This window comes from Azospirillum sp. B21, from assembly GCF_008364825.1.
Taxonomy (GTDB): Bacteria; Pseudomonadota; Alphaproteobacteria; order Azospirillales; family Azospirillaceae; genus Azospirillum.
This window is the reverse complement of sequence record NZ_VTTO01000001.1, coordinates 949830-964852: the sequence shown is the minus strand read 5'-3', so window position 1 is coordinate 964852 and position 15023 is coordinate 949830. Positions and strand designations below refer to the sequence as shown.

Annotated in this window: 15 protein-coding genes; 9 read left to right on the top strand and 6 right to left on the bottom strand. The window is 68.0% G+C overall.

Features of this window, described 5'->3' with window-relative positions; translation table 11 throughout:
- The first annotated feature begins 27 nt into the window (after positions 1-27).
- On the top strand, positions 28-348 hold the full coding sequence (locus FZ983_RS04660; RefSeq protein WP_149222382.1) for a hypothetical protein: 321 nt from the start codon (positions 28-30) through the stop codon (positions 346-348).
- A gap of 29 nt (positions 349-377) precedes the next feature.
- On the opposite strand, the gene FZ983_RS04655 is transcribed toward FZ983_RS04660, so the two are convergent.
- Positions 378-596, bottom strand: a complete 219-nt coding sequence (locus FZ983_RS04655; RefSeq protein WP_063635317.1) for a hypothetical protein — start codon at positions 594-596, stop codon at positions 378-380.
- Between the two features lie 356 nt (positions 597-952).
- On the opposite strand from FZ983_RS04655, the gene FZ983_RS04650 reads away from it, so the two are divergent.
- The 5 genes from FZ983_RS04650 (at position 953) to infC (ending at position 6452) form a co-directional block, all read left to right on the top strand.
- Complete coding sequence (locus FZ983_RS04650; RefSeq protein ID WP_149222381.1) at positions 953-1327, top strand: DUF952 domain-containing protein; 375 nt, start codon at positions 953-955, stop codon at positions 1325-1327.
- On the top strand, positions 1324-2397 hold the full coding sequence (locus FZ983_RS04645; RefSeq protein WP_149222380.1) for a quinone-dependent dihydroorotate dehydrogenase: 1074 nt from the start codon (positions 1324-1326) through the stop codon (positions 2395-2397). The genes FZ983_RS04650 and FZ983_RS04645 overlap by 4 nt, the downstream gene beginning before the upstream one ends.
- Before the next feature lie 36 nt (positions 2398-2433).
- The gene (locus tag FZ983_RS04640; RefSeq protein WP_149222379.1) at positions 2434-3633 is read left to right on the top strand and encodes an EAL domain-containing protein; all 1200 of its coding nucleotides are present in this window, start codon (positions 2434-2436) and stop codon (positions 3631-3633) included.
- A gap of 242 nt (positions 3634-3875) precedes the next feature.
- Positions 3876-5840 carry a threonine--tRNA ligase gene (gene thrS / locus FZ983_RS04635; RefSeq protein ID WP_149222378.1) on the top strand — a complete coding sequence of 655 codons (1965 nt, stop codon included), beginning with the start codon at positions 3876-3878 and terminating at the stop codon, positions 5838-5840.
- 84 nt (positions 5841-5924) lie between these two features.
- Complete coding sequence (infC, locus tag FZ983_RS04630) at positions 5925-6452, top strand: translation initiation factor IF-3 (protein WP_149222470.1); 528 nt, start codon at positions 5925-5927, stop codon at positions 6450-6452.
- A gap of 75 nt (positions 6453-6527) precedes the next feature.
- Here infC and FZ983_RS04625 read toward each other — a convergent pair whose 3' ends face one another.
- The 3 genes from FZ983_RS04625 to FZ983_RS04615 form a co-directional block, all read right to left on the bottom strand.
- Positions 6528-7898 carry a CocE/NonD family hydrolase gene (locus FZ983_RS04625; RefSeq protein WP_149222377.1) on the bottom strand — a complete coding sequence of 457 codons (1371 nt, stop codon included), beginning with the start codon at positions 7896-7898 and terminating at the stop codon, positions 6528-6530.
- A 234-nt stretch (positions 7899-8132) separates the two neighbouring features.
- Entirely contained in the window at positions 8133-8330 is a 198-nt protein-coding gene (locus FZ983_RS04620; RefSeq protein ID WP_149222376.1) for a DUF2783 domain-containing protein, read from the bottom strand.
- A 24-nt stretch (positions 8331-8354) separates the two neighbouring features.
- Positions 8355-10022 (bottom strand): FAD-dependent oxidoreductase, encoded by a 1668-nt coding sequence (locus tag FZ983_RS04615; RefSeq protein WP_149222375.1) that lies wholly within the window; start codon positions 10020-10022, stop codon positions 8355-8357.
- Positions 10023-10256: 234 nt separating this feature from the next.
- On the opposite strand from FZ983_RS04615, the gene FZ983_RS04610 reads away from it, so the two are divergent.
- Positions 10257-10895, top strand: coding sequence for a transferase hexapeptide repeat family protein (locus tag FZ983_RS04610; RefSeq protein ID WP_149222374.1), 639 nt, complete (start codon positions 10257-10259; stop codon positions 10893-10895).
- A 6-nt stretch (positions 10896-10901) separates the two neighbouring features.
- On the opposite strand, the gene FZ983_RS04605 is transcribed toward FZ983_RS04610, so the two are convergent.
- A complete protein-coding gene (locus tag FZ983_RS04605) occupies positions 10902-11447 on the bottom strand; it encodes a MarR family transcriptional regulator (protein WP_149222373.1) in 546 nt (181 codons plus the stop codon).
- 157 nt (positions 11448-11604) lie between these two features.
- Here FZ983_RS04605 and FZ983_RS04600 point away from each other — a divergent pair, with 157 nt between their 5' ends.
- Positions 11605-12729, top strand: a complete 1125-nt coding sequence (locus FZ983_RS04600) for a homogentisate 1,2-dioxygenase (RefSeq protein WP_149222372.1) — start codon at positions 11605-11607, stop codon at positions 12727-12729.
- A 64-nt stretch (positions 12730-12793) separates the two neighbouring features.
- Positions 12794-13810 carry a fumarylacetoacetate hydrolase family protein gene (locus tag FZ983_RS04595; RefSeq protein ID WP_149222371.1) on the top strand — a complete coding sequence of 339 codons (1017 nt, stop codon included), beginning with the start codon at positions 12794-12796 and terminating at the stop codon, positions 13808-13810.
- A gap of 43 nt (positions 13811-13853) precedes the next feature.
- On the opposite strand, the gene FZ983_RS04590 is transcribed toward FZ983_RS04595, so the two are convergent.
- Positions 13854-14912: a 2Fe-2S iron-sulfur cluster-binding protein gene (locus FZ983_RS04590; RefSeq protein ID WP_149222370.1), complete on the bottom strand. Its 1059-nt coding sequence runs from the start codon at positions 14910-14912 to the stop codon at positions 13854-13856.
- Positions 14913-15023: the final 111 nt, after the last annotated feature.

The window sequence follows — 15023 nt, the reverse complement described above, 5'->3', positions numbered from 1 at the left end:
TTCTCACCTCAACCACAGGAGACCCCGATGCACGACACCCTGACCGGAGGCCTGGATCTCGCCTGGTGGATCACCGCGGTCGAACTGCCGGCGATGGGCGGGCTGTTCTGGCTGATCGCGCGGGTGCGCAAGGATGCTGACAGCGCGCTGGACGAATTGCGCGCCCGGGCGGAGGAGGCTCAGGCGCAGGTGCGCGAGAATCTTGCCGCTTACAAGCTGGAGGTCGCGAAGACCTACGTCTCCTTCGCGACGCTCAAGGATGTGGAACAGCGCCTGACCGACCATCTGCTACGAATCGAGACCAAGCTCGATTCCGGCTTCATGCCCTTCGAGGGCGGACGGCGCTGACCGTCAACGGCCGCAATGGGCGAGGCGGCTCAGTCGGCGTGGTGGATCATCGCCTGGTAGATCTTCCAGGCCACCTCGACCGACACGCCGCCGGCCCGCGCGCCTGCCGCCAGCATGGTGGCGCTCGGCTTCAGCGGGACCGCGGTCTGACCCGGCTCGCACAGCGCGCCCATGGCGGTGACCGAGGCGCCCAGGTCCGTGTCGCAGGACTGGGTCTTCTTCATCAGGCTCATGGAAATCGCGTTCATGACGGGTCCTCCGTTGACTTGCTTCTGTCACAGCAAAAGCAATGCCAACCGGCGAAAGCGGCTCCGGGCCTTGGAATCGCGGGGGGTGAACTGGATGGCACGCCGTTTCGGCAGGAATGGAGGCGGCGGAAACTCAAAAATACCCGCAAAATGCCGAATAGTTTCGAGTGTGCTTTGCAAAATGCAACGCGCGACGCGTGCGGAATTGCAATCGGGGAGTCGATCTTGCGTTGTACCCTGGGGCCCACCCGACCCGACCGCATGGGACGCCCGGCACCGCGAGCAACTGCGGCTTTCGGGCTGCGGCTTTGATGTGTCTGGCCGGTGGCCGCGCCTTGGGATAGTGTCCGACCATCATGACCGACCGAATCATCCACCACATGTGCCGCGCGGACGAGTGGGACGCCGCCCGCCCGGCCGGCAGCTACCCGGGTTCGTCGCAGGATGTCCAGGACGGCTTCATCCATTTCTCCACCGCTGGACAGGTGGTGGAGAGCGCCGCTAAGCATCGCGCCGGCCAGGACGGCCTGCTGCTGCTGACGGTGGACGCCGACCGGCTGGGTGCCGCCCTGCGTTGGGAACCCTCGCGCGGCGGACAGCTGTTCCCGCACCTCTACGGGCCGCTGCCGGTGGATGCCGCGCTGCGGGTCGACCCGCTGCCGCTGGGGCCGGATGGGCGCCACGTCTTCCCGGCCGGCTTTCCCTTCACCCTCCAGGACCTCGTTCCGTGATCGACCTCTATCCGCTTGCCGGGCCGCTGCTGTTCCGCTTCGACCCTGAGACCGCGCATGGCCTGACCATCAAGGCGCTGAAGACCGGACTGGTCCCGCCGGCGCGCGGCAAGGACGAACCTGCGCTGCACACCCGCGTCTGGGGGCTGGACTTCACCAACCCGGTCGGGATGGCCGCCGGCTTCGACAAGAATGCCGAGGTGGTCGACGCCATGCTGAACCTCGGCTTCGGCTTCGTCGAGCCCGGCAGCGTCACGCCGCGGCCGCAGCCTGGCAACCCGCGCCCCCGCCTGTTCCGGCTGGTGGAGCAGCGGGCGGTCATCAACCGCATGGGCTTCAACAACGAGGGCCTGGAAGCCTTCGCCCAGCGGCTGGAGCGTCGCCGCGCGGCGGCCAAGCGCGCCCCCGGCATCGTCGGCGCGAACCTGGGCAAGAACAAGGACACCGCGGACGCCGCCGACGATTACGTGATCGGCGTGCGCCGGCTGGCGCCGCTGGCCGACTATCTGGTCGTCAACGTCTCTTCCCCCAACACGCCGGGCCTGCGCGCGCTGCAGGGCCGCGATCCGCTGCGCGCCCTGCTGGAACGGGTGCTGGAGGCGCGGGCCGCCTGCGGCCTGACCCGCAATCCGCCGCTTCTGCTGAAGATCGCGCCCGACCTGACGGTGGAGGACAAGAGCGACATTGCGGCGGTGGCGCTGGAGTCCGGCATCGACGGGCTGATCGTCTCCAACACCACCATCGCCCGGCCCGACGGCATCCCGGCGGCGATGCGCGGCGAGGCCGGCGGCCTGTCCGGCGCGCCGTTGTTCGAGCCATCGACCTCCGTCCTGCGCGAGATTTACGCTCTGACCGGCGGCAAGCTGCCGATCGTCGGGGTGGGCGGCGTGGCGACGGGCGAGGACGCCTATGCCAAGATCCGGGCCGGCGCCTCGCTGGTTCAGCTCTATTCGGCGATGGTCTATGCCGGGCCGGCGGTGGTTCACCGCATCCGCCGCGAACTGGCGGAACTGCTGCGCCGCGACGGCTTCCGCTCGGTCGCCGAGGCGGTGGGGGCGGATCACCGCTGATCCCGCGCTGCCGTTTCCACCACCGTGGTTTCCGCGATGACCCTGCTGACGCACCTCGTCTACGCGCTGGCTTACCTGATCGCCGGGATTTCGGCCGGTGCCGCCCTATGGGCGCTCCGCCCGGAGGCCGATCCGCTGGTGGCGTGGATGGCCGGCGCGCTGGTGGTGCTGGCCGGAGCGTTGGTCCATGACGTGGTGACCCGGCTGGAGCGCGAGCGCAAGGCCGCCCGCCGCATCACCCGCCTGAACGACCGGGTGGAGGAACTGGCCCAACTGCTGGAGCGGCGCCTTGCTTCGGATGCGGGCGCCGCGCCGGAAAGCACCGTCCGCTACGATGCGGTGATGCAGGAGGTAAAGCTCCTGCAGTCGCTGGTCGCCCGCCTGACCGAACGGCGCGCCCCGCGCCCACCGGCCCCCAGCAGCGACCCCGGCGGCGTCCGGCGTCCGGCGGCGATGCCGTCCCCGGCTCCAGAGCCGACTCCGCCCTCCGCCGCTCCGATGGACGACGCCGCGGTGCTGGAGGCGGTTCGCGACGCGCTGAAGGCCGACCGCATCGACGTCTATCTCCAGCCCATCGTCAGCCTGCCCCAGCGCAAGCACCGCTTCTACGAGGTGTTCTCTCGCGTGCGCTCCGCCGACGGGCAGCAGATCATGCCCGACCGCTATCTCGACATCGCCGAGCGCGAGGGACTGATCGCCACCATCGACAACCTGCAACTGGTCCGCTGCGTCCAGCTGATCCGCGAGACTGAGCGGCGCCAGCACGCCATCGGCTTCTTCGCCAACATCTCCGCCGCGACGCTGGCCGACGCGGAGTTCATGCGCCAGTTCCTGAACATGATGGCGCAGAACCATGCCCTGGTGCCGAAGCTGGTGTTCGAATTGAGCCAGCACGATCTGCGAGCCGGCGGGGCGGTGACGATGGGCATCCTGTCGCAGTTGGCGCGGCTGGGCTTCCGCTTCTCCATGGATCAGGTGACCGATCTCGGCATCGACGTCGACCGGCTGCTGCGCCACGAGTTCCGCTGCATCAAGCTGGACCGCGCCCTGGTGCTCGACCCCGCCAATGCCGAGCGCATCGGGGAGTTGCGCCGCCGCTGCGCCGCCGACGGCATCGACCTGATCGTCGAGAAGATCGAGACGGAGAATCAGCTGGTCGAGGTGCTCGACACCGGCTTCGACTTCGGCCAGGGCTATCTGTTCGGCGAACCGCGGCTGAGCCGGAAGCCGGAGTGAGGTGTCGTTAGACCCCCACCTATCCTCCCCCGCTGGGCGGGGGAGGGACTGCCGCTGCCTTCCTGCATCAGCGCCAATTCCCTCCCCCGCCCAGCGGGGGAGGGTTAGGGTGGGGGCAAGTGCTTGGGCGGCGCTCCCCTTGATTTCCGCCACCGCGCTTGACATTCCCCCACGCGGCGATGGAAATTTCGCGTTCCCGGCCAAGTCCGGGCACCCGATGCGGGTGAGACCAACACTAGTAAATGGTGACTTCGGTGACGTCCAACATCGCCATCACGCTGCCCGACGGCAGCGTGCGGGAGTTCGACCGGCCGGTGACGGGGCTTGAGATTGCCCAGTCCATCGGTTCGCGCCTTGCCAAAGATGCGCTTGCCGTCAAGGTCGACGGCACGGTGAAGGACCTCACCACCACCGTCACTACCAACGCCAAGATCGAGATCGTCACGCGCAACCACGCCGACGCTCTCGAGGTCATCCGCCACGACGCCGCCCATGTGCTGGCCGATGCGGTGCAGAAGCTCTATCCCGGCACGCAGGTTACGATCGGCCCGTCGATCGCCACCGGCTTCTACTATGACTTCGCGCGTGACGAGCCGTTCACGCCCGAGGATCTGGAGAAGATCGAGGCGAAGATGCGCGAGATCGTCGGGGCCGACATCCCGATCGTCCGCGAGGTCTGGGACCGCGACGAGGCGGTCGCCTACTTCAAGAAGCTCGGCGAGCACTACAAGGCCGAGCTGATCGAGGCGATCCCGCAGGGCGAGCCGGTGTCGATCTACCGCCAGGGCGACTGGCTGGATCTGTGCCGTGGACCGCATGCCATGACCACGGGCAAGGTCGGGCAGGGCTTCAAGCTGATGAAGGTGGCCGGCGCCTATTGGCGCGGCGACAGCCGCAACCCGATGCTCCAGCGCATCTACGGCACCGCCTGGCGCGACGAGAAGGAGCTGAAGGCCTACCTGCACCAGATCGAGGAGGCGGAGAAGCGCGACCATCGCAAGCTGGGCAAGGAACTCGACCTGTTCCATGTGCAGGAGGAGGCGGTCGGCTCGGTCTTCTGGCATCCGAAGGGCTGGACGCTCTACCAGACGCTGGAAACCTACATCCGCACCAAGCTGAAGGCCGCCGGCTATGTCGAGGTCAAGACGCCGCAGCTGATCGACAGCTCGCTGTTCAAGGCGTCGGGCCACTGGGACATGTATGGCGACAACATGTTCAAGGTGGAGGCCGACGGCGGCGAGAAGCTGCTGGGCATCAAGCCGATGAACTGCCCCGGCCATGTCCAGATCTTCCGCCACGGCCTGCGCTCCTACCGCGACCTGCCGATCCGCATGGCGGAGTTCGGCGCCTGCCACCGCAACGAGCCGTCGGGCGCGCTGCACGGCATCATGCGCGTCCGCGCCTTCACCCAGGACGACGCTCACATCTTCTGCACCGAGGATCAGGTGCAGAGCGAAGCGGCCGAGTATTTCAAGCTGCAGCTCGGCGTCTACAAGGACCTGGGCTTCGACAAGATCTCGGTGAAGCTGGCTCTGCGTCCGGACGTCCGCACCGGCGCCGACGATCTGTGGGACCGGGCCGAAGGGGCGCTGGCCCAGGCGTTGCGCGACGCCGGGCTGGAGTATGAGGAGCTGCCCGGCGAGGGCGCTTTCTACGGCCCGAAGGTGGAGTTCCATCTGACCGACGCCATCGGCCGGACCTGGCAGTGCGGCACCTTGCAGTACGACCCGAACCTGCCGGAGCGACTCGATGCCAGCTATATCGGCGAGGATGGCGCCCGCCATCGGCCGATCATGCTGCACCGGGCGATCCTGGGGTCGATGGAGCGCTTCATCGGCATGCTGATCGAGCATTACGCCGGCAAGTTCCCGTTGTGGCTGTCGCCGGTGCAGGTCACCGTCGCCACCATCACCAGCGAGGCCGACGGCTATGCCGAGGAAGTGGCCAAGCTGTTGAAGCGCAAGGGCCTGCGCGTCGAGCTCGATACCCGCAACGAGAAGATCAATCTGAAGGTCCGCGAGCACAGCCTGCAGAAGGTTCCCCTGATGCTGGTTGTCGGAAAGCGGGAAGCGGACGAGAGGACGGTCGCGCTCCGCGTGCTGGGCGGCAAGGATCAGGAAATTCTTGCCCTCGACGCCGCCGTGGCTAAACTGGTCGAGGAAGCGAGATCGCCCGCCGGCGAAACCGTGACCGACTCGCCGTTTTAACCGACCACGCGACGCCGCCGGCCGCTCCTCTGGACGGCCGGCCTCTGCGTGGTTTCAGACCATGGAGAAGCGTCCATAGCCAGGATCCCGTCCGAAGCCGCCCCGACCCGCGATGGCCCGCGGGTTAACCGGGAGATCTCGGCTCGTTCCGTTCGTCTCGTCGGTGCAGATGGCGAGATGATCGGGGTGGTGTCGTTGCGTGATGCTTTGCTGGCCGCTGAGGATGCCGGTCTCGATCTGGTCGAGATCGCTCCCCAGGCGGAACCGCCCGTCTGCAAAATCCTCGACTATGGCAAGTTCAAGTACGAGGCGCAGAAGAAGGCGAACGAGGCCCGCAAGAAGCAGAAGATCATCGAGGTCAAGGAGATCAAGCTCCGGCCGAACATCGATGACAACGACTATGACGTGAAGATGCGCTCGGCGCGCCGTTTCCTCGAGGAAGGTGACAAGGTCAAAGTGACCCTGCGCTTCCGCGGCCGTGAAATGGCGCACCAGGATCTGGGTATGAACGTGTTGGTCCGCGTCCGCGACGAGCTTACCGAACTGGCGAAGGTCGAGCAGATGCCGAAGCTCGAAGGCCGCCAGATGGTCATGGTGCTGGCTCCGCGCTGACGCGGGGATGATTGTTGCGAAAAAGGCCCGTCCGGGATGCCGGACGGGCTTTTTTCTTTTGGGAGCTACGACGCCTCACCGCAGCGGCCGGTCGTCGACGATCACCACATAGCAGGTGTGGCGGGTGTATTTGGCGCAGTTGTCCAGGGCGCCGCGGCGGGCGGCGTCCTCGTTGGCCATGCCGGACTTCCATCCGAAGGCGCCGTCCCGCGACACCGCGAAGGCCTTGCGGCCGGCGGCTTCGAGATAGGCGCTGAACTTCGGCCGGTTGGCGTCGGACAGTTCAGAAGGCGGCTCCAGCCTGACTCGCGTGCCGGGCGCTCCTTCCATCGGCGTGGCGGCCATATCGGCACCGGCAGGGCGGTCGTTCAGGTAGGCGATGCGGCAGCTTTGCCGGGTATGCTTCGCGCAGGTCTCCAGCGCGCCCTCCTGTGCCGCGTCCAGGCTACGCAGGCCGGATTTCCAGCCATAGGCGCCGTCGGGCGACACGGCGAAGGCCTTGTTGCCACCGGCCGCGACATAGGCGGGAAATTTTGCCCGGTTGGCGGCTGACAGTTCGGGTGGCGGCGGCAGAGCCGGCAGCGACAGCGCGATCGGCGTCTTGCGCGGAACCAGCCCGTTCTGCGCCAGGAACCCGTCGACCATCGGCGTCCATTCCGCGATGGCGGCGCTGAAGAAGGAATGCCCGTCCTTTCCGTTCGGCGGTGCGGCGATGAACTCGCCCCGGCCGCCTTCATGGGTGAAAGCCTCCCACAGGCGGCGGGCGAGGTCGGGGCCGAAGAACAGGTCGTTTTCGGCATAGATCCACAGGGTCGGAACGCGCGAGCTGCGGCCCAGCGTGCCGAAGGCGGCGACCAGCCGCTCTTCCCGGCAGACCTCGTTGTCGGCGATGGAGCCGCGCCCGCCGGCGAAGCTGATCGCCGCCTTCAGCCCGGGCGGGGGATCGGCGCTGAGCGCGATGCTGGCAAGCCCGCCGGCCGACACGCCGACCGCGATGACGCGGCCGGGATCGGCATAGGGTTGGGTCGCCACATGGCGGACGGCCTGACGCAGGTCCTCGGCGCTCTGCCGGGCGGAATGCAGGTAGTCGGGGTTGTTGCAGGCGCCGGTCGTCTCGCTGTAGGGGCCGTCCGATCCGCCATAGCCGCGCCGCATCACCGCCACCGTCGCCCAGCCGCGCCGGGCGAACTCACGGGCTTCCGGCAGATAGCGCAATGGCGTCATCTGCGCCCGCTCCGCCGGGTCGCGCGGGGTGCCGTGGCTGATGATCGCGATGGGGTAGGGACCGGGACCGTCCGGCCGCAGCAGCATCGCCTCCAGCGTTGCGGAACTGCCGTCGGGGAAGCGCGCGGGGATCGACAGCGGAGCCTGCACCAGCCCTTCGGCAAGCGCCGGTCCGCACCACGACAGCATGAACAGCAGGGCGATCAGGCGGCGCAGGGTCATGGCGGGCGCAGTCTCCGCAAGAGGGGGCTTGCGCCTTTTGTACGCCATCTTGGGCTTGGCGTCAGGGGGGGAGGTGGCGGGGTGTCGGCTGACGATGCCCCCTCCCTAGCCCTCCCCCACCTGCGGTGGGAGAGGGAACTGCCGCCGCTCTCGCGCTCAACTCCCTCTACCGCCGAAGGCGGGGGAGGGAAGGGGCCCATGCGCAAGCATGGGAAGGGAGGGGGCAGCCTCTCCCTACTCCACCCCCTGCCGCGCCACCCGCAGCGCTTCCGCCAGGACTTCCGCATCGCCGATGTGGTTGGCGAGCAGCAGGATCAGCTTGGCGTTCAGGCGGGTGCTCTGGTCGGGGGTCAAGTCGCGGTGGCTGTCGATCAGCATCTGGTAGACGTCATCCGGGCTGGCGAAGCGCTGCTCGGTCATCAGTTTGGCCATGGGTGGGCTCCACGAGTTCAAATGTCAGCGGCCGGTAGCGCGGTCCAGCGCGGCGGACAGGGCGGCGGCGTCGAAGCGGCGCCAGCGGGCGGCGATGTGCTGGTCGGGGCGGATCAGATAGACGCTGCCCGGCGTCAGGTCGTAGCGCTCGCGCAGGCGGCCGGCGCAGTCCACCAGTTCCCCGGCGATGCCGCGGCGGCGGTCGGTCACCGCGTGCCACGCCAGCGGCAACGGCCCCGCGGCGAGGTCGTCCAGCGCCTCCGCCACCTCGGCCGGGACCGGCCCGCCCATATCGTCGCTGGCGGCGGCGTAGAGCACGGTGAAGCGGCCGTCCAGCGCCTCCATCAGCCAGCCGGGCTGGCCGTTGCGCTCCACCGGCGCGTCGGTGGCTGGCGCCCCCGGCACCATCCTGCCGGCGAAGGCGTCGCCGTCCGGCGTGTTCAGCGGGCTGTCGGTGTAGGTGGTCGGGGTGGACAGCCGGCCGGAATTGACCAGCGAGCGGGCGAAGGGCTGGTCGACCGCCAACTCCAGCACGGCGTCGCGGAAAACGCGGCTCATCTCGCTCTTCGGCGTGATGAAGTCGGTGGAGCGGGTGGAGTTGAGGATGTTCTCCTTCGCCGCCGCCACCCGTTCGTCGCTGTAGCTGTCCAGCAGCGACTCGGGCGCCTTACCCTCCAGCACCAGCGCCAGCTTCCACACCAGATTGTCGGCGTCGGGCACGCCGCTGTTGGCGCCGCGCGCACCGAAGGGCGAGACCTGATGGGCCGAATCGCCGGCGAACAGGATGCGGCCATGGCGGAACCGCTCCAGCCTACGGCACTGGAAGGTGTAGACCGACACCCATTCCAGTTCGAACGGGGTGTCGGCGCCCAGCATCGCCTGGACGCGGGGAATGACGCGCTCCGGCTTCTTCTCTTCCTCCGGGTCGGCGTCCCAGCCCAGTTGGAAATCCAGGCGCCAGACATTGTCGGGCTGCATGTGCAGCAGGGCCGACTGCTTGCGGTGGAAGGGCGGGTCGAACCAGAACCAGCGCTCGGCCGGGAAATCCGCCTTCATCACCACGTCGGCGATCAGGAAGCGGTCCTTGAACACCTCCCCCTGGAACTCCAGCCCCAGCATCTTGCGCACCGACGATTTGGCGCCGTCGCAGGCGATCACCCAATCGGCCTCCACCGCATGGACGCCGTCGGGCGTCTCCACCTGCAGCACGACATGGTCGGCTTCCTGCTTTGCCGAGATGACGCGGGACAGCCAGCGCAGGTCGATCAGGTCGCTCTCGCGCGCCTGCGTGACCAGGAAATCCTCCAGGTAGTATTGCTGGAGGTTGATGAAGGCGGGGATCTTGTGGTCCGGCTCCGGCAGCAGGTCGAACTGGTAGACCATGCGGTCGCCGTTGAAGACCTTGCCGATCTTCCACACCACGCCCTTGTCGATCATACGCCGGCCGACGCCCAGCCGGTCCCACACCTCCAGCGCGCGCTTGGCATAGCAGACGGCGCGGCTGCCGACGCTGACGGTGTCCTCGGCGTCGAGCACCACCACCGGCACGCCCTTGCGCGCGAAATCGAGCGCGGCGGTCAGCCCGACCGGGCCGGCGCCGATGACCACCACCGGATGGCGCCGGACGCTGCCGGTGCGCTGTTCCTCCGACGGTATGAAGCTGTATTTGGGATAGCTGAAGGTCGCGTGCATTGGGCGTTTCCTCCCCCGGAAACCATGATCGGGCGCTTTTGCGCGCCGGCTTGTAACGAACCGTTATGGTTGCCAACGATACAGTTTCAAATGATACCAATCAAGCGTTCAACGCGAGCGATTTGGAAGCGATACAGGGAAAGCTACTATGACGGAAAATCAGTATCGCGTACAGGGTGCGGCGGTGTAGCCTTGCGGCAAAAGACCGGATAGAGACACCGAGGAACGCCAATCATGACCGCTCCCACCATCACGCCCACCTTGCCGCGTCCGATCGTCTATGCCATCGACGGGGTGATTCCCGTTATCGACCCGACCGCCTTCGTCCATCCCTCCGCGGTGCTGATCGGCGACGTGGTGGTGGGGCCGGGCTGCTATGTCGGCCCCTGCGCCAGCCTGCGCGGCGATTTCGGCCGGATCGTGCTGCAGCGGGGCAGTAACGTGCAGGACAACTGCACGCTCCACGCCTTCCCCGGCCATGACGCCATCGTGGAGGAGGACGGGCATGTCGGCCATGGCGCTGTGCTGCACGGCTGCATCGTCCGCCGCAACGCACTGGTCGGCATGAATGTGGTGGTGATGGACGGGGCGGAGATCGGCGAGGAGTCCATCGTCGCCGCCATGGCCTTCGTCAAGGCCGGGTTCGTCGTGCCGCCGCGCACGCTGGCCGCCGGTCTGCCGGCCAAGGTGATGCGCGAGCTGCGTCCCGACGAGATCGCCTGGAAGTCGGAGGGGACCGACGAGTACCAGCGCCTCGCCCGCCGCTCGCTCGCCACCATGGTCGCCTGCGCACCCCTGGAGGCGGAGGAACCCGGCCGCGGCCGCGTCGATGCCGGCACGAGCCAGCCGCTGCACAAGGTGAAGGGGGGGTGAGCGGCTTTACTCTTCCACCGGCTCGGCCTGTGCGCTGACCGGCGCCGGGCGGGCGGCCAGCTGGTCGGCGCGGGCCTGCAGCTTCGACAGTAGCGTGTCGAGCTGCGCCCGCTCGTCGATCGACAGGGCGTCGGTGGCCTCTTCCTCATAGGTCAGAGCCATCGGCACGATCTCCGCATAGATCGCCAGCGCCTTGGGCGTCAGGGTCAGCAGGGCCTTGCGCCGGTCGGTGTCGCCCGACTCGCGCAGGATCAGCGCGGACTCCAGCATGCGGCTGATGGCGCGGCTGACCTGCACCTTGTCCATCGCGGTGCGCTGCGCGATCTCGCCGGCGCTCATCGTCTCGCCGCCGCCCAGAACGGCGATGATCCGCCATTCCGGGATCGTGATGCCGAACCGTTTCTCGTAGAGCTTGGCCAGCGTGTGGCTGACCGTGTTGGCCAACACCGACAGCCGGTAGGGCAGGAAGCGCGTCAGGTGCAGCGCCGGCCGATCCGCCGGGCCGGATGATGAAGAGGGTGAGGGGGTGCGGGAACGGCGGGCGGGCGGCATCGGCGGGCATCGTCTGTGGGAAGAATCGCGAGTGTCCCCATCCTGCGCCGGAATTTGGCTCTTGCAACAGTTTCAAACGAAACTAAAATGGTGGCAACGGAACAAGCCTGCCGGCGCCCGACATGGAAGCGGCCTGCGGCATCGAGGGGGAAGCGCCATGAAGAACTGGATTTCGTTTCCGAAGGTCGAGGGCAATGCGTCGCGTCAGGCCCATGTCCGGCTTCCTGCCGGCACCTACGAGCGCGAGATGGGGCGCGAGGGCTTCTTCGGGCCGGCGACCCAGATGCACCATGCCCATCCGCCGACCGGCTGGACCAGCTTCGACGGGCCGCTGCGCCCGCGCGCCTTCGACCTGAACCATGTCGATTCCATGCCCGGCTGCCCGCTGGAGGCGCCGGCCCTGATGGGCAACGGGGCGACCCAGGTTCGGCTGTGGCGCTTCAAGGGCAGGATGGAGCATCTGGTCCGCAACGCCGACGGCGACGATTTGCTGTTCTTCCACCAGGGCGGCGGTCATCTGTTCTGCGACTACGGCCATCTGGAGGTGCGCGAGGGCGACTATGTCGTGCTGCCGCGCAACACCTGCTGGCGGCTGGAGACGGACGAGGCGGTGATGGTGCTGATGGTGGAGGCCACCAACGACGCCTACAAGCTGCCGCACAAGGGGCTGGTCGGCACCCACGCCATCTTCGACCCGGCGGTGCTGGACGTGCCGGCGCTGGACGACGCCTTCCAGGCGCAGAAGAACGAGCGCGAGACCCTGGTCCGGGTGAAGAAGCGTGGGCAGCTCTGCGCCATGACCTATCCGTTCAACCCGCTGGACGCGGTGGGCTGGCACGGCGACCTGGCGCCGGTGCGGCTGAACTGGCGCGATATCCGGCCGCTGATGAGCCACCGCTACCACCTGCCGCCCTCGGCGCACAGCACCTGGATCGCAGGCCGCTTCATCATCTGCACCTTCGTGCCGCGGCCCATCGAGTCGGACCCGGAGGCGCTGAAGCTGCCCTATTATCACTCCAACGAGGATTTCGACGAGGTGCTGTTCTATCACCGCGGCCAGTTCTTCTCGCGCGACAACATCCATCCCGGCATGGTCACCTACCACCCCTCGGGCTTCCCGCACGGCCCGCACCCGAAGGCCTACGAGGTGGCGCAGAAGTTCGAGCGCAAGGAGACCGACGAGGTCGCGGTGATGATCGACACCCGCGATCCGCTGGACGTCTATCAGGCGATGGAAGGCGTCGAATGGGGCGGCTACGCCGACAGCTGGAAGGCGAAATGAGCGGCCACCCGAATACCGGGATCAAGGCCGCCGGACGCCGAACTCCAAGGAAGGGAAGAGACCGATGAAGCTGGCAAGTTTGAAGGCGGGAGGGCGCGACGGCACCCTGGTCGTGGTGTCGCGTGACCTGACCCGCGCCACCCCGGTGCCGGAGATCGCCCGCACCCTGCAGGCGGCGCTGGACGACTGGACGGCACTGGCGCCCGGGCTGGAGGAGGCCTATCGCGCGCTGAACGCCGATTCGGCGATCGGCCAGCCCTTCGACACGGCGGAGGCGGCTTCGCCGCTGCCGCGCGCCTACCAGTGGGCGGACGGGTCGGCCTACGTCAACCATGTGGAGCTGGTCCGCAAGGCGCGCGGGGCGGAGATGCCGCCCAGCTTCTGGACCGACCCGCTGATGTATCAGGGCTGCTCCGACAGCTTCCTGGCCCCGACCGACCCGATCCCGGCGGCGACCGAGGCCTGGGGCATCGATTTCGAGGCGGAGATCGCCGTCATCACAGGCGACGTGCCGATGGGGGTGCCGGCCGAGGCGGCGCGCGGCCACATCAGGCTGCTGATGCTGGTCAACGACGTGTCCTTGCGCAACCTGATCCCCGCGGAGCTGGGCAAGGGCTTCGGCTTCTTCCAGTCCAAGCCGGCCTCCAGCTTCTCCCCCGTCGCGGTGACGCCGGACGAGTTGGGCGATGCCTGGGACGGCGGCAAGCTGCACCGTCCGCTGGTGACGACGCTGAACGGCGAGCCCTTCGGCTGCCCGGATGCCGGGGTGGACATGACCTTCGACTTCCCGACGCTGATCGCGCACGCCGTCAAGACCCGCCGTCTGGCGGCCGGCAGCATCATCGGGTCGGGCACGGTGTCGAACAAGCTGGACGGCGGCCCCGGCAAGCCGGTCGCGGCCGGTGGTGTCGGCTATTCCTGCCTCGCCGAACTGCGGATGATCGAGACCATCGAGCACGGCGCGCCGCAGACCCCCTTCATGCGCTTCGGCGACCGCGTGCGGATCGAGCTGTTCGACAAGGGCGGCGCCAGCGTGTTCGGCGCCATCGACCAGCAGGTGGTGCGGTACGAGGGGGCTTGAGGATACCAAAACGCCCTCTCCCTGGTTGGAAGAGGGCGTTTTCCTATCCCAAGGCGCCGGCCAGCAGACGTTCCGGTGGCGGAGATTCGGGGATGTGCTGGGAGACGTAGCCTTCGCTGTGGATCTGGTCGTCCCTGGCACCCAGCGAACGGGCGGCGGCGACGCAAGCCTCGACGAAGGCGGGGCTGCCGGCGGTGAAGATGGCGTGGCCGGACAGGTCGGGGAACAGGCCGGGCAGGATGGCGGGGATGCGGCCCTTCAGATGACCGGCAGCCTCCTCGCGCGTCAGGGTCACCTTGACCTTGAAGTTGCGGTATTTGGCCTGCCAGTAGCTCAGCAGTCCCAACTCATACACATCGGCCTGGGTGCAGGCGGAGAACAGCAGCGTCACCGGCGGGCGGTAGCCGCGGCGCAGCGCCGCGTCGGTCAGCGCCAGGATGGGCGCGAGGCCGGAGCCGGCGGCCATGCACAGCACCGGGCTGTCCACCGACGGGTCGCCGATGAAGGTGCCGTAGGGGCCGGACAGCTTGACCATGCTGCCGACGGTCAGCGTGTCGTGGATCCAGCCGCTGGTCGGTCCGCCGTCGACGCGGGTCACCTGCAGCACGATCTCGCCGTCCGGGCGGGGCGCGTTGGCGATGGAATAGCAGCGCGGCGGCGCGCCGGCCGCGGCGTCGCCCAGCATCACATACTGGCCCGGCCAGTAGCGCAGCGGCTGGCCGAGAGGGCGCAGCCGCAATTCCACGATGCGCGGCGTGCGGGGAATGCGGTCGGTGACGATGAACAGCACGTTCTCGCGCGGCGGGAACAGCTTGGGCTGGGCGTCGGCGGTGCCGTATTCGATCACCAGCTCGTCGGAGATCGGCTTGGCCATGCACATCAGGCCATAGCCGTCCTTCCGCTCGGGCTGGGACAGCGCCATGTCCAGCACCATGCCCTGGTCGAACTGGCCGCTGAGGACCTTGACCTTGCATTCGCCGCAGGCGCCGGCGCGGCAGTTGTTGGGCAGGGCGTAGCCGGCCTGTTCCAGTGCCGACAGGACGGTCTCGCCGTCACGGCACTCGACCGTGCGGCCGGAGGGGTGGAGGCGGATGCGGCTCACCGGGGGGATCCTTGGGGCGGGGAGAGTAAGGATTGGTCGGCGTTTGCCCCCTCCCTAACCCTCCCCCGCTCTCAGCGGACCTACGGTCCGCCTGTCGCGTCAGCACAAAGC

Bases quoted from the DNA above. Each gene is read 5' to 3' on its own strand.
- FZ983_RS04640 (WP_149222379.1), top strand. From the start codon at position 2,434: ATGACCCTGCTGACGCACCTCGTCTACGCGCTGGCTTACCTGATCGCC.
- FZ983_RS04620 (WP_149222376.1), bottom strand. From the start codon at position 8,330: ATGGCCAAACTGATGACCGAGCAGCGCTTCGCCAGCCCGGATGACGTC.
- FZ983_RS04615 (WP_149222375.1), bottom strand. From the start codon at position 10,022: ATGCACGCGACCTTCAGCTATCCCAAATACAGCTTCATACCGTCGGAG.
- FZ983_RS04650 (WP_149222381.1), top strand. From the start codon at position 953: ATGACCGACCGAATCATCCACCACATGTGCCGCGCGGACGAGTGGGAC.
- FZ983_RS04610 (WP_149222374.1), top strand. From the start codon at position 10,257: ATGACCGCTCCCACCATCACGCCCACCTTGCCGCGTCCGATCGTCTAT.
- FZ983_RS04655 (WP_063635317.1), bottom strand. From the start codon at position 596: ATGAACGCGATTTCCATGAGCCTGATGAAGAAGACCCAGTCCTGCGAC.
- FZ983_RS04605 (WP_149222373.1), bottom strand. From the start codon at position 11,447: ATGCCGCCCGCCCGCCGTTCCCGCACCCCCTCACCCTCTTCATCATCC.
- FZ983_RS04600 (WP_149222372.1), top strand. From the start codon at position 11,605: ATGAAGAACTGGATTTCGTTTCCGAAGGTCGAGGGCAATGCGTCGCGT.
- thrS (WP_149222378.1), top strand. From the start codon at position 3,876: ATGGTGACTTCGGTGACGTCCAACATCGCCATCACGCTGCCCGACGGC.
- FZ983_RS04660 (WP_149222382.1), top strand. From the start codon at position 28: ATGCACGACACCCTGACCGGAGGCCTGGATCTCGCCTGGTGGATCACC.
- FZ983_RS04595 (WP_149222371.1), top strand. From the start codon at position 12,794: ATGAAGCTGGCAAGTTTGAAGGCGGGAGGGCGCGACGGCACCCTGGTC.
- FZ983_RS04625 (WP_149222377.1), bottom strand. From the start codon at position 7,898: ATGACCCTGCGCCGCCTGATCGCCCTGCTGTTCATGCTGTCGTGGTGC.